Annotated in this window: 16 protein-coding genes; 6 read left to right on the forward strand and 10 right to left on the reverse strand. The window is 68.1% G+C overall.

All coding sequences use genetic code 11. The features are described from left to right. Positions 1 to 300 precede the first annotated feature (300 nt). From hemE to hemQ, 3 genes are all read left to right on the forward strand, one after another. Positions 301 to 1,269: a uroporphyrinogen decarboxylase gene (gene hemE, locus RIF23_RS00980; protein WP_310911197.1), complete on the forward strand. Its 969-nt coding sequence runs from the start codon at positions 301 to 303 to the stop codon at positions 1,267 to 1,269. Between the two features lie 185 nt (positions 1,270 to 1,454). After that, the gene (gene hemG, locus RIF23_RS00985) at positions 1,455 to 2,975 is read left to right on the forward strand and encodes a protoporphyrinogen oxidase (RefSeq protein ID WP_310910372.1); all 1,521 of its coding nucleotides are present in this window, start codon (positions 1,455 to 1,457) and stop codon (positions 2,973 to 2,975) included. After that, complete coding sequence (gene hemQ, locus RIF23_RS00990; RefSeq protein WP_310910373.1) at positions 2,972 to 3,703, forward strand: hydrogen peroxide-dependent heme synthase; 732 nt, start codon at positions 2,972 to 2,974, stop codon at positions 3,701 to 3,703. The genes hemG and hemQ overlap by 4 nt, the downstream gene beginning before the upstream one ends. Before the next feature lie 82 nt (positions 3,704 to 3,785). On the opposite strand, the gene RIF23_RS00995 is transcribed toward hemQ, so the two are convergent. The 3 genes from RIF23_RS00995 to msrB all read right to left on the reverse strand — a co-directional run bounded on the left by RIF23_RS00995 (position 3,786) and on the right by msrB (position 6,030). Then, complete coding sequence (locus RIF23_RS00995; RefSeq protein WP_407659347.1) at positions 3,786 to 4,658, reverse strand: CDP-alcohol phosphatidyltransferase family protein; 873 nt, start codon at positions 4,656 to 4,658, stop codon at positions 3,786 to 3,788. Further along, positions 4,645 to 5,316 carry a phosphatidylserine decarboxylase gene (locus RIF23_RS01000; protein WP_310910375.1) on the reverse strand — a complete coding sequence of 224 codons (672 nt, stop codon included), beginning with the start codon at positions 5,314 to 5,316 and terminating at the stop codon, positions 4,645 to 4,647. The genes RIF23_RS00995 and RIF23_RS01000 overlap by 14 nt, the downstream gene beginning before the upstream one ends. A gap of 312 nt (positions 5,317 to 5,628) precedes the next feature. Further along, positions 5,629 to 6,030, reverse strand: a complete 402-nt coding sequence (gene msrB / locus RIF23_RS01005; RefSeq protein ID WP_310910376.1) for a peptide-methionine (R)-S-oxide reductase MsrB — start codon at positions 6,028 to 6,030, stop codon at positions 5,629 to 5,631. A 246-nt stretch (positions 6,031 to 6,276) separates the two neighbouring features. On the opposite strand from msrB, the gene RIF23_RS01010 reads away from it, so the two are divergent. After that, a complete protein-coding gene (locus tag RIF23_RS01010; protein ID WP_310910377.1) occupies positions 6,277 to 6,735 on the forward strand; it encodes a hypothetical protein in 459 nt (152 codons plus the stop codon). Between the two features lie 49 nt (positions 6,736 to 6,784). Here the strand turns inward: RIF23_RS01010 and RIF23_RS01015 are convergent, their stop codons facing one another. The 7 genes from RIF23_RS01015 to RIF23_RS01045 all read right to left on the reverse strand — a co-directional run bounded on the left by RIF23_RS01015 (position 6,785) and on the right by RIF23_RS01045 (position 14,151). Next, positions 6,785 to 7,549 carry a GntR family transcriptional regulator gene (locus RIF23_RS01015; protein ID WP_310910378.1) on the reverse strand — a complete coding sequence of 255 codons (765 nt, stop codon included), beginning with the start codon at positions 7,547 to 7,549 and terminating at the stop codon, positions 6,785 to 6,787. A gap of 222 nt (positions 7,550 to 7,771) precedes the next feature. Next, positions 7,772 to 8,602, reverse strand: a complete 831-nt coding sequence (locus RIF23_RS01020; protein WP_310910379.1) for a dihydrofolate reductase family protein — start codon at positions 8,600 to 8,602, stop codon at positions 7,772 to 7,774. Between the two features lie 400 nt (positions 8,603 to 9,002). Continuing rightward, the gene (locus tag RIF23_RS01025) at positions 9,003 to 10,658 is read right to left on the reverse strand and encodes an acyl-CoA dehydrogenase family protein (RefSeq protein ID WP_310910380.1); all 1,656 of its coding nucleotides are present in this window, start codon (positions 10,656 to 10,658) and stop codon (positions 9,003 to 9,005) included. Between the two features lie 81 nt (positions 10,659 to 10,739). After that, positions 10,740 to 11,519 (reverse strand): sirohydrochlorin chelatase, encoded by a 780-nt coding sequence (locus tag RIF23_RS01030; protein ID WP_310910381.1) that lies wholly within the window; start codon positions 11,517 to 11,519, stop codon positions 10,740 to 10,742. Beyond that, positions 11,501 to 12,202, reverse strand: coding sequence for a phosphoadenylyl-sulfate reductase (locus tag RIF23_RS01035; RefSeq protein ID WP_310910382.1), 702 nt, complete (start codon positions 12,200 to 12,202; stop codon positions 11,501 to 11,503). Before RIF23_RS01035 ends, RIF23_RS01030 begins: the two co-directional genes overlap by 19 nt. Further along, positions 12,199 to 12,408, reverse strand: a complete 210-nt coding sequence (locus RIF23_RS01040; protein WP_310910383.1) for a hypothetical protein — start codon at positions 12,406 to 12,408, stop codon at positions 12,199 to 12,201. Before RIF23_RS01040 ends, RIF23_RS01035 begins: the two co-directional genes overlap by 4 nt. A gap of 42 nt (positions 12,409 to 12,450) precedes the next feature. Then, positions 12,451 to 14,151: a nitrite/sulfite reductase gene (locus RIF23_RS01045; protein ID WP_310910384.1), complete on the reverse strand. Its 1,701-nt coding sequence runs from the start codon at positions 14,149 to 14,151 to the stop codon at positions 12,451 to 12,453. A gap of 389 nt (positions 14,152 to 14,540) precedes the next feature. Here RIF23_RS01045 and RIF23_RS01050 point away from each other — a divergent pair, with 389 nt between their 5' ends. Both RIF23_RS01050 and RIF23_RS01055 read left to right on the forward strand, forming a co-directional pair. Next, complete coding sequence (locus tag RIF23_RS01050) at positions 14,541 to 15,938, forward strand: YhjD/YihY/BrkB family envelope integrity protein (RefSeq protein ID WP_310910385.1); 1,398 nt, start codon at positions 14,541 to 14,543, stop codon at positions 15,936 to 15,938. Between the two features lie 244 nt (positions 15,939 to 16,182). Further along, positions 16,183 to 16,764 (forward strand): GNAT family N-acetyltransferase, encoded by a 582-nt coding sequence (locus RIF23_RS01055; protein WP_310910386.1) that lies wholly within the window; start codon positions 16,183 to 16,185, stop codon positions 16,762 to 16,764. Positions 16,765 to 16,854: the final 90 nt, after the last annotated feature.

The following is a 16,854-nucleotide window of genomic DNA, read 5'->3' on the forward strand; positions in this document are numbered from 1 at the left end:
GGATCTTGACCTTACTCACTCGGGTGCGTGCACACGCACGTACGGTGGCTGACACGACGAACCGGACCCATCCGAGCGCGATGGGGTCCGGCACCATCCCGACGGTGGCACGTTCGCGCACCGGCCCGATGCAGCAGCCCCGGCGTGTCGGGCTTTCGTGATCCTCTCGCGACGTCGGATCGACCGACGGACACAGCACGGACGCAGTGGTCCCCGCGGCATGGCACGATCGGATATGTGACCCTGCACGACTCTCCATTCCTCCGCGCCTGCCGGCGTCTACCCGCACCCCACACGCCGGTGTGGTTCATGCGCCAGGCAGGCCGTTCGCTGCCCGAGTACCGCAGCCTGCGAGCCGACGTTCCCATGCTGGACGCGTGCGCACGACCGGACATGGTCAAAGAGATCACGCTGCAACCCGTCCGCCGGTACGACGTCGATGCCGCCATCCTGTTCAGTGACATCGTGATGCCACTGCGAGCGATCGGGATTGACCTGGACATCAAGCCGGGGATCGGACCCGTGGTGGCCGAGCCGATCCGGGAACCCGACGCGGTAGCGCAGCTGCGCCAGCTGGAACCCGACGACATCCCGTACATCACGGAGGCCGTGGGAGAGCTGGTTTCGGAACTGGACAGTACACCGCTGATCGGATTCGCCGGTGGGCCGTTCACCCTGGCCTCGTACCTGATCGAGGGTGGGCCCTCCAAGAATCACGAACGCACCAAAGCACTGATGTACAGCGACCCCGACACCTGGGACGACCTCATGCGTCGCCTCTCGGGGATCACCATCGCCTTCCTGCGAACCCAGGTCGCTGCGGGAGCCAGCGCCGTCCAGGTCTTCGACTCCTGGGTCGGCGCGTTGAGCGCCGCAGACTACCGTAGGTCGGTCCTCCCGTTCGCCAAGCACATCTTCCGTGAGCTGGGTTCTCTCGAGGTGCCACGGATCCATTTCGGGGTTGGTACCGGAGAACTGCTGGGGCTGCTGAGTGAGGCTGGGCCAGATGTTGTCGGTGTGGACTGGCGGGTTCCCCTGGACACGGCTGCCCAACGGGTACAGCCACACACCGCGCTTCAGGGCAACCTCGATCCGGCGGTGCTCCTCGCACCGTGGGAGGTGGTCGAGGAGCGGGCACGGGCGGTGTTGGCCGACGCCGAACCCACCGAGGGACACATCTTCAATCTTGGGCACGGAGTGCTGCCGGAGACGGACCCGGACGTGGTAGCGCGTCTGACCGAACTGGTCCACACGGAGACCGCGCGCTGAGTCCACCCTGTGGTGCACCAGGTCCGCACCAGGCCGGGCCGCGACCACAGTCGTCGAGCGTATGGCCGGTTGGACCGTCTCACGGGATTTCGCCGTCCACATCCCATCCCGCTCCCTGCGGAGCGTGACGAGAGCGACCCCGGGGCCGGACACGCCCACCGCCAATAGTCTGGAAAGCTGGTCGCATGGACCAGGACACATCCGTGAGTACCGGCGCCGCCGCTGCCCCAGGGAGCCGCCACGTCGTGGTGGTGGGCGCCGGCATATCCGGCCTGACCGCTGCCTACGAGCTGCGGTGTCGTGGCCTGAGCGTGACGGTTCTCGAGGCGAGCGAACGTGTCGGTGGCAAGATCGCCAGCACCGACCTCGGAGGTGTCCGTGTTGACACCGGAGCGGAGTCGATCCTGGTTCGACGTCCGGAGGCCCGCACCCTGATCGAGGAGCTGGGAATCGGCGCCGACCTAACTTACCCGGAGGAGGGTCTTTCCGCCCAGGTCTACAGTCGTGGTGCTCTGCGACCGCTGCCCGCCGGCCAGGTGATGGGGGTGCCCGCACGGTTGCTGCCCCTGGCCCGCAGCGGCATCGTCTCCCCGCGAGGTGTGGTGCGTGCCGCGGTGGAGCGGCTGCGGTGGTTCTCCGCCGTGGATCGGGACCAGTCGGTCGGTGATTTCGTCGCCCACCGAATGGGCAGCGAGGTGGTGAGCCGGCTGGTGGAGCCGCTTCTGGGAGGGGTCTATGCAGGCCGCGCCGCGGACCTCTCCCTGGATGCCACCGTTCCGCAGCTGGCGGATGGGGCCCGGGCCGGACACTCGGCTGCCGCGAGCGCCCGTGCGGCTCTGCGCGCGCGTGCTGCGGCCTCGGGGCCCGTGTTCGCCTCGCTGCGGGGAGGCGTGGGACATCTCGTGGCCACCCTCGAGAACACCCTGCGCAGCGACCCCGAAGTGCGGTTGGAGACCGGGGCCACGGTGCGTGAACTCCGCCGCCAGGAGGGCCGGTGGACACTCACTGTGGGCTCCGCGGCCGCAGCCCACCAGGTCGATGCCGACGGTGTGATCCTTGCCTGCCCCGCGATCCCTGCGGCGCGACTGTTGGCAGATCAGGATCCCGCCGCGGCCCAGATTCTGTCGGGGATTCCCACGGCCAGTATGGCCGTGGTGAGCCTCGCGTTCCCCCGTTCTGCCCTTCCCCGCAGACATCGTGCATCCGGGTTCCTGGTTCCCCCCGCCGAGGGGAGAACCATCAAGGCCGCGACGTTCAGCAGCCGCAAGTGGCCTTGGCTGGCCGCAGAGCTGGACACGGTGGCTGGCAATGACGAGCCACTGGAGCTGGTGCGCTGTTCGGTCGGGCGGCTCGGGGAGGAGGCGGTGTTGCAACGGCCAGACGGGGAGCTGGTGGCCGCCGCCGTCGATGATCTCCGGGAACTCTGCGGCCTCGACGCGGTCCCGGTCGACAGCCACGTCACGCGTTGGGGTGGGGCACTGCCCCAGTACAACGTCGGCCATCTGGAACGAGTCCGCGAAATCAGGGCGCGGCTGCGCAAGCATCCCGCGCTTGGGGCCTGCGGTGCCAGCTACGACGGGGTTGGCATCGCCGCCTGTGTGGCCGATGCCCGAACCACGGCTCAGGAGGTCGCCGGTCGGTGTCCCACCGGCACCACCACGGGGGCCAACGAGTCACCATCCGCAACCACGGGGAGGAACACATGAGCACCGAATCGGCGCAGGGCAGCACGTCCGCGCAGAATACGTCCCCCGAAGAGCTCAACAGCCTCATTCGCTACACCATGTGGTCGGTGTTCAAGGCTGGCGACCTCAGCGCGTGGGCCGATGCCGACCGGGTCAAGGCCGGCGCGGAGGTGGCCACCCTGTTCGACGAGGCCTCCACATCGGGCGTGACGACACGTGGTGTCTACGACGTCCAGGGATTGCGTTCCGACGCCGACCTCATGGTGTGGTGGGTCGCGTCCAATCCCGACGATCTACAACGCACATATGTGGAGTTGCGTCGCACCAGCCTCGGCCGGATGCTGACTCCGGTCTGGTCGGCCATGGGGATACACCGCCCGGCTGAGTTCAACCGGGCACACGTGCCCGCGTTCCTCGCTGGGGAAGAGCCTCGGGACTACCTGTGCGTGTATCCCTTCGTCCGGTCCTATGAGTGGTACCTTCTCCCCGCCGAGGAACGATCCGCCATGCTCGCCGAACACGGACGGATGGCTGCCGGCTACGGGGATGTGCGGGCCAACACCGTCTCCTCGTTCGCACTGAGCGACTATGAGTGGCTCCTCGGATTCGAGGCCGACGAATTGCACCGGATCGTGGATCTCATGCGGCATCTGCGCGGTGCGGCGGCCCGACGACACACGCGTCTGGAGGTGCCGTTCTTCACGGGACGTCGCACCGAGGTGGGCGAGCTGGTAACACGCCTGCCCTGAGGCCAACCTCGGCTGGGGGCGACGGCGAGCCAGTCCGACGCGACACGTGAGTTCCCCGGGCCGGCCCCGGGGAACTAGTTGGTCAGGCTGTGGCTGGGTCCGGGTCGTCGCCCTGCATTCCCAGAGGTGCCTCGTCCTCGTCTTCGACCACATCGTCCTCGCCGTGATGGCGGGTGGCCAGCACGTAGAAGGGAAGCGCGACCACCATCGCCAACACCAGCCCCGCCCCGGCGTACAGGAGAATGTCGCCGAGCGGCAGGCTCAGCGCCCATGCTGCCAGGAGTCCCACCCCCAGCAGGATGGCCGTGAGGACACCATAGGCGAGTCGCCCGCGCGGCTTCGGGTAGGAGATCCGGCTGACCATCAGCCAGGCCACGGCCAGAATCGCCGCAAGTCCTGCATACAGGGGAGGTTGCAGCAGCACGATGGTGACGACCGCCATCGCCCCGAAGGGGCTGGGCAGCCCCGTGAAGTAGTCCGTTCCCGGTGACTGGCAGGAGAACCGGGCCAAGCGGACCACCACCGCCAACAGAACCGCGGCTCCGGCTCCGATCGCCAGCAGTCCCCGAGAGTCCCCCCCGAGTCCGCCCCAGGTGACGACGAAGAACGCCGGTGCGAACCCGAAGCTGATGACATCGGCCAGATTGTCCAGTTCCGCTCCCATGCCGCTTCCGCCGAGTTTTCGGGCAACCCGGCCGTCAAAGACGTCACAGGCGGCTGCCAGCAACAGCAGGATGACGGCGGTGGCCACGGCCTCTCGCTGTAGCGGGCCCACCACCCCGGAGGACACCTGGCCCACCTGAGCTGCCGTGAGCTGCCACACAGCCATGAATCCACACAGCGCGTTGCCCAGCGTTAGGTAGTCAGCCACCCCGAGACGGAGTCGTGGCTGCGACGTGATCTCGTCCTCCGGACCGGCGGCGGGCGCCGCCAGATCTTCGTTAGTCGCGGTCAAGGCGTGTCTCTCCCGCTCGTACGCGCTGTCCGATCTGTACGGCTGGCTCCACTCCCACGGGCAGGTACACGTCGACGCGGGAACCGAACCGGATCAATCCGATGCGCTGGCCCGCGGACACCGACGCCCCGGGGCGAACGTAGGGCACGATGCGACGCACGAGGGCCCCGGCGATCTGTACCAGTGTCACCGGTCCCCGTTCCGTCTCCAGAGTCCACACGACGCGCTCGTTGCGTTCGCTGTCCTTGTCGAAGGCCGGGCGGTAGCCCCCGGGGTGGTGCACCTGCTCACGCACCCGGGCCGGAAGGGGGGAGCGATTGACATGCACGTTGAGTGGGCTCATGAACACCGCGATGCGGGTCCGTCCGTCGCCCTGGTCCTCCACACTCTGCACAGTGCCGTCTGCGGCCGAGAGGATCCCCTGGGGCGGGGGAGTCCGAACCGGATCACGAAAGAACCAGGTCAGCGCGCAGCTCGCCCCAACAGCTGGAAGTGCCAGCAGCCGGCCGGTACGGGATCGGCGTGCCGCCACGATCGCCGCGGCGGTGGCACCCCAGGCAGGCAGGAGCCACGCGGCAGATCCACGCGCCATACGGAACCGGGAGACGGACGTCGTGGCGCCGCGGTTGGCGGGCCCGGAGGGGGTGGCGTCGGTCATCAGCAACCTTTGGGTGGGGCCGGAGTCCTCGCTGGCTCGGTCCCCGGAGCGGGAAACGGCGGGAGTCCGGAGCGGGTAGGAACGGGATGTGGGGTTGGAGGCTGGTTGGTGGCCGCACGTCCCGCCGGGCAGCGGCCCGGCGTTCCCATGCACCATCCGGTCCGCGTTGGCGTCCGTTGGGAGGGGATCGGCAATTCCTCCTTCCACGGTCGGGCCAGCAGGGCTCGGCTGGCCCGCAGGCGTCGACCACGGTGCACGGCCCTACCGGTTCGGCTGGTGATAGGTGAGTGAGCTGCACCCATCAAACAGGCCCTAGGATTCCTCCTCAAGTGTCAAGGCTATGGAGTTGATGCAATAGCGGTCATCCGTGGGCGTGTCATAGCCCTCGCCATGGAACACGTGCCCCAGGTGGGAGTCGCACTGGGCGCAGCGGACCTCCGTGCGTATCATGCCAAGGGACCGATCCTCGTGCAGCTGCACCGCAGGTGAGGACGCGGGCTCGAAGAAACTGGGCCAGCCGCAATGGGACTCGAACTTGGCCGTGGACCGGAACAGCTCCGCGCCGCAGGCTCGACAGCGGTACACCCCGGCGGTCTTCGTCGCGACGTAGCGGCCGCTCCACGGCGCTTCGGTCGCACCCTGGCGTAGAACCGCGTACTCCTGTGCGTCGAGGCGCTGCCGCCATTCCTGTTCGCTGACCTGTGCATCGTCCATGCCACCGACGCTACCGCCTGTCTCCCGTTCTCGCGGAGTCGTTCCCCGTCGTCCCCGGTCGAGTCCGTGTCCACCAACGTATCCCCCGGGTGGGCCAACGTTGGAAACAGAAGCATCACACCGGCTTTTCCGAAATGCGACGTTCCGTGCCCTTGGTGCTGGGTAGGCCTCCGAACGAGGGTCCGTACGGGGCTGGTTCGGCGCCAGTCCCCTCCGTATGCGTCACGTTGTGGTGGGGAAGTGACCATGCTTGTTTCGTATCGCCAGCCGCTTGGACACAGACAACCGTTGCGCGTCGGCCGTATTCTCTACTGGCGACTCTGGGTGGGCTACTGTCTGGACCGGCTCGGTGCGGAACTTCAGCCCGCCCGGACTGTGGCCCGTCGCTGGAGTCGGGTCGCGGGCGGGGCTATCGCGCGCTGCGCGCGTCCCGTCGGTGCCGCACTCGCCAGCGTGCGACCGCGCCCCCTCACCGATGCTGGACTGTTGACACTGGTCACCGTGGTGGCACTCGGAGCGCTCACGCTGGCGGCCGGGTTGGGCTACGGGGTTGCGTACTGGATGCTCACCGCTCCCGAGGATGTCCTGGTTGCCGGGGTGGCTGTCGTGGTCGGCGTGCTCCTGCTGGTGATGGTGGCGCTGGTGTTCGGCGCTCGCCGCGACGCTCGCGCACCCCGGCGACGGTCCTTGGGTGAAGGACGGTAGCCGGCCCCAGCCCGCGGTGTGGCACGTCGGGGCCGGCCCGGCCCCGACGTCAGGCGTCGAAGTCGTAGGCAAGTACATGGGCGGAGCCGTCCAGAACCATCTCATTGAGCTCGACGGCCTGCTGGTGTGCGGTCAGTGCAGTCCGCACCACCTCGATGACGGGTGTTCCCGGGGCGAGGCTGAGGGCTTCGGCCTCGTGCGGGCCAGGCATCCGTACCCGCAGCTCCTCGGTGAAGTGGGCGGGGGCGGACCCCAGTTCGTCAAGCCGCGCATAGATGCCTCCCGGGCCGGTGTCCACGGCCGTCAGTACCGCCCCATCCCCGCGGGCCAACTCGGCCGGCAGGTAGGAGGTGGCCAGTTGCAGGGGACGGTTGTCCACGAGGTAGCGGCGCTGGCGCCGTACGGTCGTGGCGGACTCGGGCAGGTCGAGTGCTCGCGCCACGTGTTCGGGCGGACGCACCTCCCGCACCGAGACGTTGTCGACCTCAACCGTTCGATCCCCGGCGTCAGCGTCCCAGATGGGACGGCCCCGGCCCCACAACTCGGCGGACAACCGCTTCGGGGCGTGCCGTCGTACCGGCCGGAAGGAACGCACGAAGTTTCCCGAACCACGGACGGGAGTGACGATTCCCTCATCGATCAGGGTTCGTAACGCCTGGCGAGCGGTGGCACGCGCCACTCCGTAGCGGCGCATCAACTCGTTCTCCCCTGGAACACGCTGCCCGTCCACCAGCTCTCCGGTGATGATGGACTTTCGCAGCTTGTCAGCGATCACACGGTAGATCGGACCTGTCTCGTCCTCGGATGTCGGCACTGGGGGTATCCTCTCGCCCGGTGCGTACCACCGCGGGCGAGTCAGCCCCGAGGCCGGATCTCGACGGCGGGGTGCGCAACGGGGCCCTCCACGGTGAGTACGGTCAGTACAGCCACGTCCGGCGGTTCCGATCCCGAGAGGCAGCCACACAGCCGTTGGGGTGACCGTGACCCTCGGTCGGGAACTGGAACTATGGACCGATATATCCGGATCCTCCGGAGATCATGCGTCCGAATCCGGGGTGAGTTCCTCCACGGCCCGCCGATACCGGGCGAACAGGGTCCCGTCTGCGGTGAGTAGATGAGCGAGGTCCAGACCCTGAGGGGCCGGGGTGCCCGATGGTGTGTCTCCGGCAATCACCCGCAGGGCGCCGGGGCCACAGAGCACGGGACTCAGGGTCAGGCAAAGCTCGTCGAGGAGCCCGCTGGAGGTGACCTCCCCCAGCAGGTGGGGACCTCCCTCACACAACACTCGGTACAGGCCGCGCTCCGCCAGCGCGGAGACGACACCGGGTATCGGGACGGACTCCCCGGAGGTGACCGTGTCGTCTGCGCTGTGGGCGCCGGTGGTCCCGTCGGTGTCGAGAACGACGACCTCCGCCCGTTCGGCCACGCTCCGGATTCGGTGGGGGGCTGCCCGCGACGTCGTGAACACGAGGGTTCGGGCGTCATCCGGCGCGTCCAGCAGTTCGGTGTGGAGGTTCAGAGTTCGGCTCACCACGGCAATGCGGGGCGTTGCGGGGCGTCCCCGGCGTAGTGGCTCCCATGTTGGGCGGGCGCGGACGGGACGATAAGCCTCGGCTCGCGCCGTCCCAGCACCGACCAGGATGACGTCACTGAGCCCGCGGAGCAGGGCAAGCACGGTCCGATCGGCAGCCGAGGAGAGTCCCCGCGAGCTGCCGCGGGAATCGACAGCGCACCCGTCGGCACTTGCGACCATGTTGGCCCTCAGCCACGGGCGGTCCGGTTCTTCGGGGTAGGCGTAGATCGCACCAAGATCCACCTCGTCGGTGGCGGCGGGCAGGAGCTGGCGAAACGTTGGGGAGGCTGACACGTGTGTCGAGGGTAGGGCATCCGTGCCCCGCGCCGGCGGGGCACGACACCAGGCTGTGTGGGGTGGACGGGCGTGGGCACCCCACATGGCGTGGTCCCGGCACGACAGGAGAGGCACCCCCGCAGCGAGACCACCACCGTCGCCCCACCGTCGGCGGGGCGTGTGGAGGGTGTTGCGGCCCCCGGGAGGCCGCTCCCGGGCCGGTCCACACACAATCCCGCGCCACGGGCCAACGGGCGGTGGACTCGGTCCTGCGGCCACCTCCGGGAGTGCTGTGGCCGCGGAGGGCCGCCCCGAAGGACATACTGGTGCCAGCCGGACCGGCGCAGGGCGACCGCCGAGGCCACCCGCCAGGCGAGCACTCCAGCCATCCCCGCCCACCCCGGCCACAGCAGACGTTCTAGGTGCGGGGGTGGCTGCGTTCCAGGATCGCCTCGGTGACGTCCGTGCCGCTGCGGGGGGACGACCGGGGCAGCGTGCCGTAGGCGTGACCACCCTCGGTGCCCAGGCGGGTGGCCACGAACGTGTCGGCGACCGGGCCCGGGGCGTGCCGAACCAGGAGAGCTCCCTGGAGGCACAGGGCCATACGTTCCACGATGTCGCGAGCCCGATACTCCATATCCTGCGGATCCGCCACGTCCGCACGCAGCTGCTTTACCGCCGCGTCGAGCACCGCGGAGGCCCCACGCGCGCGGTCCACCTCCGTGAAGTAGGCCTCGACCACCTCGGGACTGCGGGCCATGGCGCGCAGAACGTCGAGGGCAGCGACGTTTCCGGACCCCTCCCAGATCGAGTTCAACGGAGACTCCCGGAACAGCAGGGGCATGCCGCTCTCCTCCACATAGCCATTGCCGCCGAGGCATTCCAGTGCCTCTGCCGCGTGGCCCGGCAGACGCTTAGTGACCCAGTACTTGCCTACGGCCACTCCGATCCGTCGGATATTGGCCTCGGCCTCGTCCCCCTGGATGCCTCGGTCGGCGGCTTCGGCGAGACGCAGTGCCAGTGCGGTGGCGGCCTGGGACTCCAGAGCCAGATCGGCCAGGACGTTGCGCATGAGCGGCGCATCGACCAGCGGTCCACCGAAGGCTTCCCGGTGCCTTGCATGGTGCAGAGCCTGGACCAGGCCCATGCGCATTCCCGCTGCGGATCCGAGGACGCAGTCCAGTCGGGTCGAGTTGACCATTTCGAGGATCACCCGCAGACCGCGTCCCGCGTCACCCACCAGGTAGCCCACGGCGTCCGCATACTCCACTTCGGCCGAGGCATTCGACCGGTTGCCCAGCTTGTTCTTCAGGCGTTGCAAGAACATCGCGTTGCGGGTGCCGTCCGGGAGGACGCGCGGAACCAGGAAGCAGCTCAGCCCGGCCTCGGTCTGGGCCAGGGTGAGGAACAGGTCGCTCATCGGGGCGGAGGTGAACCACTTGTGTCCGGTGAGGCGGAAGGTACCGTCCGGTGCCGCGACAGCACGAGTGGTGTTGGACCGGACATCCGATCCGCCTTGCTTCTCGGTCATGGACATGCCGGCCAGAAGCCCCTGCTTGCCCTCGGGGGGTCGAAGGCCGAAGTCGTAACGTGTGGAACACAGCAGGGGTTCGTAACGCTCGGCCAGCTCGGGAGAGTGGCGCAGTGCCGGGACGATGGCGTAGGTCATGGACATCGGGCATCCGTGTCCCCCCTCCACCTGGCTCCACACGTAGAACCGGGCCGCACGTTCCAGATGGGCCCAGGGGCGGTCCTGGGCCCAGGGTGCCGCCTGGAGCCCCTGGGATACGGCCGTATCGCACAGCACATGCCAGGAGGGGTGGAAATCCACCTCGTCGAGACGATGCCCGAAGCGGTCATGTGTCCGCAGAACCGGGGTCTCGGTGTTCGCCTGCTCGGCCCAACTGCGCGCTCGGGGGCTGGCGGCCAGCCGGCCCAGCTCCTCGAGCTGTGGGCTCGTGGACGTGCCGACCGTGCGGTCGAGTGCCTCCACGAGCGTTGGTTCCGCTGCGAGGTTGTAGCCACACTCCTCCAGTGGAGGTGGCTGATTGCGGACCTCGTGTGTTGCCGGCATGAGGGCTCCCTCCGACGTCCCCGTGGGCGTGTACGCGTCCACAGTAGGCAGCCGGGAGCACAACCGCCGAATCGGGTTCGGTTATTGGGGGGCGCCGATACGGCCGGCCAGTGACCGCGCCTCGTCGTAGCGCAGCAGTGCCAGCTCCGCCAGCTCGGGGCAGTCTCCCAACGTCGGGGTTGTGGTCCACGCTCCGGCGGACCGTGCCTGACGTTCGATGCGGTCGGAAAAGAACCCGGGAGCGAGAAGGTAGGTCGCGGTCACGACTCGCCGGGCACCCCGCTCGTAGGCGGCGGTTACCGCCTCCGCGGGGCCGGGCTCTGTTGCCGAAGCGTAGGCCGCCGTCACGCTGTGCCAGCCCGCACGTGCCTCAAGAGCAGTGGCCAGGTCCCGAATGACCTGGTTCGCCGCCGGGTCGCTGGACCCGGCGGCCGCCAGCACCACCGCGGTGTCCGGGGACGCCGAAACACCGGAGCGGATCAGTCGCCGCTCCACCGCGTCGAGGAGGAGTGCGTGCGGGCCCAGCGTGTCGGCGTACCGCAGCCTCAACCACGGGTAGGTGTGCTGCACCCGTTCCAGCACCTGGGGCAGATCCACCTTGCTGTGGTAGGCCGACGTCAACAGTACCGGCGCCACCACGACCTCCCCGGCCCCCGAGGCAGCGAGGTCGCTGATGGTGTGGAACGGGTCCGGTGACACGTGGTCGAGATAGGCGCACCGGATGTCCAGCTCCGGACGTCGTGTGCGCATACGCGACACCAGGCCGTGCACGGCCGCAGCCGACCGCGGGTCGGTGCTGCCGTGCGCGACCGCGACCAGGGGTGTGGGATGGTCGCGGGTGGTCACTGGTGGATTCCGCATTCGGTCTTGGTCATTCCGGCCCAGCGGCCGCTACGCGGATCAGCCCCCGCCTCCACCCGCCGGGTGCACGGTGCACACCCGATGGAGGGGTAGCCGTCGTACTGCAAGGGGTTGACGAGGACACCGTTCTCGCTCATGTACGTGTCCACATCGTCCTGTGTCCACCGCGCGATTGGATTTACTTTGACCATCTGACGGCGCGGGTCCCACTCCACAACCCGAACCGACGACCGGGTCACGGCCTCATCCCGGCGAATTCCGGTGATCCAGGCCGAGTACGGCTCCAGGGCGCGCTGGAGTGGCTCCACCTTGCGCAGAAAGCAGCACAGCTCGGGGTTGCGCCCGTGCAGACGGGGGCCGAGGTCCCGGTCCTGCTCGGCAACCGTGCGCATCGGTTCCACGTTGACCAGGTTGATCGGGTAGATCGAGGCGACCGCATCCCGGGTCCCGATCGTCTCTGCGAAGTGGTACCCGGTGTCGAGGAACAGCACGTCGACACCCGGCTGTACCTTCGTCACCAGATCCACCATCAGGGCGTCGCTCATCGACGAGGTCAGGCACAGTTCGTCCGCGAAGGTCTGTGTGGCCCAGCGGATGATCTCGGTCGCGGGCGCGTCCTCCAACTCGGCCGCGGCCCGAGACGCTAAGGCCTCCAGGTCGGTTCCCTCAACTGCAACAGTCATGTTGGACCCTCCGTGTCACTGTCGGGGGTGGGCGGGGTGCTGGCGACACTGGCAGCACGGAGTCCCAGAAACTTGACGCGAAACACACGGGCACAGTCCGGGCAGGCCCAGGCGTAGCCGGACCCCTGCTCCCCGTCGCCCTCGTGCGGCCGCAGGTCCTCTTCGGCGCAGTAGGGGCAGTACATGGGGGCAGCACGTTCAGACATCGTTGGCCTCCCGTGGGGCGAAACGACCGGTGTGCGGGTGTCTCACTTGAGGTCTGCCTCCTCCGCGCGGGTCACCCAGGTGGCGAAGGCCTCCCCGTCGGCTCGCTGGTCCAGGAACCGACGCAGGACCCGTTCCACATAGTCCGGTAGCTCCTCGGCCGTGGTCTTGAGTCCCCGGACCTTGCGGCCGAATCGGGCGTTCAGACCCATCCCGCCACCGAGGTGCACCTGGTATCCCTCTACCTGCTGGCCGTTGGCGTCGGTCACCAGCTGGCCCTTGAGACCGATGTCGGCAACCTGAATCCGGGCGCAGGAGTTTGGGCAACCGTTGAGGTTGACCGTGATGGGCTCCGGGAAGTCCGGAAGCCGCCGTTCCAGCTCGGCGATGAGGTCCGCACCCCGCTGCTTGGTCTCGACGATCGCGAGTTTGCAGAACTCGATACCCGTGCAGGCCATGGTCTGGCGCCGGAACGAGCTGGGATTGACTTCCAGGTCTGCGTTCTCCAGTGCCGTGGTGGCCGATTCGATCTGCTCGGGTGCGACGTCGAGCAGCACCATCTTCTGGTCGGCGGTAGTGCGGACCCGGTTGGAGCCGTGCGCCTCGGCGATGTCGGCGATGTGGGCGAGGGTGCGGCCACTGACGCGGCCCACGCGCGGGGTGAAGCCGATGTAGTAGTTGCCGTCCCGCTGTGGGTGTACCCCGACGTGGTCGCGGCGCATGTTCGGTTCCATGGGCGGTTCGGGGCCGTCCGGCAGCGAGAAGCCGAGGTACTCCTTCTCCAGCACCTCGCGGAACTTGGCCGCGCCCCAGTCCTTGAGTAGGAATTTCAGTCGAGCGCGGTGGCGCAGCCTCCGGTAGCCGTAGTCACGGAAGATTGCGGTCACGCCTGCCCACACCTGACTGACCTGGTCGGGGCGAACGAAGGCTCCCAGTCGCTGACCGAACATCGGGTTGGTGGACAGGGCGCCGCCGACCCACACGTCGTAGCCAGGCGTGCCGTCGGGGCCACTCACCCCGACGAAAGAGATGTCGTTGACCTCGTGGTTGGTGCAGTAGTGCGAGCAGCCGCTGATGGAGCTCTTGTACTTGCGCGGCAGATTGGAGAACTCGGGGCTACCGATGTGTTCGGTGTAGACCTGTTCGATCTGTGGGGTGGCGTCCAGCACCTCATCCGCGGCCACGCCAGCCAGCGGGCAACCGAGAATCACCCGGGGCGCGTCACCACAGGCCTCGGTGGTGGACAGGCCAACGGCCTCCAGCCGTTCCCAGATCTCCGGAACATCCTCGATGCGGATCCAGTGCAGTTGCACGTTCTGCCGGTCTGTGACATCGGCGACGTCCCGGCCGTAGGTGGTGGAGATTTCGGCGATGGTCCGCAGCTGCTCCAGGTTCAGCTGCCCGCCATCGATCCGGATCCGCAGCATGAAGTAGCGGTCCTCGAGGTCCTCGGGCTCCAACACCGCGGTCCTGCCCCCGTCGATACCGGGGGCACGTTGGGTGTACAGCCCAAACCAGCGGAAACGACCGCGCAGGTCCGCGGGGTCGATGGTGTCGAATCCGGTCTTGGAGTAGATGTCGATGATCCGACGGCGGACGTTGAGCCCGTCGTCGTTCTTCTTGTTCTCTTCGTTCTTGTTCAGCGGCTCGCGGTAGCCGAGCGCCCACTGCCCCTCGCCACGCCGGGGCCGGGGCCGCTTCGTCTGGGAGTCGGTGCTCGATTGGGTGGAGGACTCGACAGGCACTGGTGGATTCTCCGGTGCGGTCACGGGGCGCGCGCCGAGAATTTCCGGACCCGGGTGGTCACAGCCGCACTGTGCGCGGCTGTGGGCAGCCCGGAGTCAGTCGCGAGAAACCGCGGAAACGTCGGCGCCGCGCCCGCTGCATGGGCGGGACAACTGGCTCGCGGAACTAACCGACGTTACGACAGATGGCGCTGCGGACCCGCAGCAGATCCACGTGCCGGCGCACGCAGAGCATCGGGTCCAGGCAGGCAATCATGGAACTGACAATGGCATGCCCAGATCTGGTTTGTCCACAGCAGACAGCTGTCTCGTAGGGTGATGCGTGTCACGTGCATGCAGGGTGGGGTGGGCTCCTGCCCCTCGGCCACCCGTCAGGGCATAGGTTGGGGATGATGCGGAACGTCACGCAGCACATACGGGACCGGGTCGAGGATTGGCGGAATCGTCATCCCCGCACGGGGGCGTTCGGCACCCTCGCCGTACGAACGGTCCGGGCCGTGCTGCGGATCCGCGTGGTGGGACTCGCCGCCGAGGCTGCCTTCTTCTCCCTGCTGTCCCTACCGGCCCTGCTCCTGGGCATCATCGGAACACTCGGACACCTCCAGGGACTGATCGGGACCCAAACGGTCCTCCAGATCCGCTCCTGGGTGCTGGAGTTGGCCGGAACCGCGTTGACCGAGGAGACCGTCGACAGCGTTGTGGGCCCGCTCGTCGATGATTTCCTTCAGGGCACCCAGGGCGGGCTCCTGTCGGTGACGTTCCTGGTGTCCCTGTGGTCGGGCTCGCGGGCCATGGACGTGTTCATCCAGACGATCACCATCGCCTACGGCTTGGAGCCGCTGCGGGGGCCGGTACGTCAACGCCTGCTGTCCTTCCTGGCCTACCTGGGTGGTCTCCTGTTCGCACTGGTGGTGCTGCCGGTCCTCGTTGCCGGACCCGGGGTGGTGACCGCCCTGTTTCCCGCCGCCAGCCCCTATCTACACCTGATGTACTGGCCGGTGGTCACCGCGCTGTCCCTGATCTGCCTCGTGGCGCTGTACACGGTCAGTGTCCCCGTACCCACCCCGGTGTGGCGCCACGTTCCGGGAGCGGTACTCGCAGCGGTTATCTGGCTTCTCGGATCGTTCGCCCTGCGCGCCTACCTCGAGGCCTCCCTTGGTCAGGTCTCCATCTACGGCTCGCTGGCGGCCCCGATCGCCGTTTTGATCTGGCTGTGGGTGACGGCGCTTGCGGTGCTGATCGGCGCGGCGTTGAACGCCGATATCGATGCCATGTGGCCCACCGAGCACACTGCCGCGGCCCGGGCACGGATCGCGGCCGAACGCCAGGAACGGGCCGCCCGGTTGGCGGAGCGACGCGAAGAAGCACTTCAGGCCCTGACCGGAGCGGACGAGGCCGAGACCTGTGACGATTCCGGTAGCGCGGGCGTCGACAGCGACAGCGACAGCGACAGCGACAGCGACAGCGCCGAGCCGGGGCCGGGGGGCCAGCGCCCAAGTCACGCTGCCCCGAAGGGGAGCGTGGCCGGTGCCCCGATCCCCAGGCGGCGGACGGGTGCGTCGGATCCGACATCCGCAGCAGCCGCGGATGGCGAGGCCCCCGACCCGGACGCGGAGCGTTCTGCTGATCCCAGGGAACCCCAGACCAATACCGCCCCGCGACCGCGGCCTGGCCCGGGAACCGTGGGGGGCGCCCAGGTCCGGCGCCCGTCGCCGCCAGCCGGTGCTGCGGACGGCCGGGAACACGACGACCGGGAGGGGGAGGACGGCGACGCGAACCGTCGCTAGCGCCGGGCAGACTCCCGCGCAGCCGTGTCGCACCGCGCCGGCGGGGAGATTCCAGTGCCTGGCGCCATGGTTGGGAGCGCAGAAGTATGGCAATATCCACAAGTGCTCCGTGTATCCCGATCCCCGGCGTGGAGAAACCGTGACCGTCGGCCGCAGCGGAGCGCTCGCACAATGCCGAGAGCTGATCCGCGCGGTACCGGCGTCGCTGGAGTGAGCCGCACGCCTGGAGTGGAGTCACATCCTGATGATCGATCTTCGCGCACTACGGGAGAAGCCGACCCTGCACGGCAAGCGGGTTCGCCTGGTCCCGCTCTCCCTCGACCACGCCCCGGATGTGTACCGGTCTGTGCTCGATGAGGAGACCCGACGACTTACCGGAACGCACCACGAGTTCACCTGGGAGGAGATCGAGGAGTGGTGTCGCACCCGACCCGACCAGCCCGACCGGTTGGACCTGGCGGTCCTGGAGGAGCCCACCGGACGTTTCGCCGGTGAGCTGTCGTTGGCGGACGTGAATCCGGACAACGAGAGCGCGTCGTACCGTATCGCCCTGTCCAGCAGTGAGTTCACCGACCGGGGGCTTGGTAAGGAGTCCACCCGCCTGGTCCTGTCCTATGCCTTCGACGTCATCGGCCTGCATCGGGTGGGACTGGATGTCTACGCCTTCAACATGCGGGCGGTGGCGGCCTATCGGGCCTGCGGTTTCAGTATCGAGGGCCGGCTGCGCGAGGCTCTCTACTGGGAGGGGCGCTGGCACGACACCTTGGTCATGGGCGTGCTGGACAAGGAGTTTCGCGCCCAGGAGAACACGGAGTTGTCCGAGTAGATGGGTCCCGCGCCGATACTTCGTGTCGACCGAAGCTCCGTTCGAACGAGTCGATCGGCGTTGGGAACGCGTTTCCGGTTTCACCCGGTA

Source organism: Lipingzhangella rawalii (assembly GCF_031628175.1).
Taxonomy (GTDB): Bacteria; Actinomycetota; Actinomycetes; order Streptosporangiales; family Streptosporangiaceae; genus Lipingzhangella_A; species Lipingzhangella_A rawalii.

Coding starts and splice junctions, on each gene's coding strand:
- RIF23_RS01050 (WP_310910385.1), top strand. CDS start 14,541: ATGATGCGGAACGTCACGCAGCACATACGGGACCGGGTCGAGGATTGG.
- RIF23_RS01040 (WP_310910383.1), bottom strand. CDS start 12,408: ATGTCTGAACGTGCTGCCCCCATGTACTGCCCCTACTGCGCCGAAGAG.
- RIF23_RS01055 (WP_310910386.1), top strand. CDS start 16,183: ATGATCGATCTTCGCGCACTACGGGAGAAGCCGACCCTGCACGGCAAG.
- msrB (WP_310910376.1), bottom strand. CDS start 6,030: ATGGACGATGCACAGGTCAGCGAACAGGAATGGCGGCAGCGCCTCGAC.
- hemQ (WP_310910373.1), top strand. CDS start 2,972: ATGAGCACCGAATCGGCGCAGGGCAGCACGTCCGCGCAGAATACGTCC.
- RIF23_RS01025 (WP_310910380.1), bottom strand. CDS start 10,658: ATGCCGGCAACACACGAGGTCCGCAATCAGCCACCTCCACTGGAGGAG.
- RIF23_RS01000 (WP_310910375.1), bottom strand. CDS start 5,316: ATGACCGACGCCACCCCCTCCGGGCCCGCCAACCGCGGCGCCACGACG.
- RIF23_RS01010 (WP_310910377.1), top strand. CDS start 6,277: ATGCTTGTTTCGTATCGCCAGCCGCTTGGACACAGACAACCGTTGCGC.
- RIF23_RS01035 (WP_310910382.1), bottom strand. CDS start 12,202: ATGACTGTTGCAGTTGAGGGAACCGACCTGGAGGCCTTAGCGTCTCGG.
- RIF23_RS01030 (WP_310910381.1), bottom strand. CDS start 11,519: ATGCGGAATCCACCAGTGACCACCCGCGACCATCCCACACCCCTGGTC.
- hemG (WP_310910372.1), top strand. CDS start 1,455: ATGGACCAGGACACATCCGTGAGTACCGGCGCCGCCGCTGCCCCAGGG.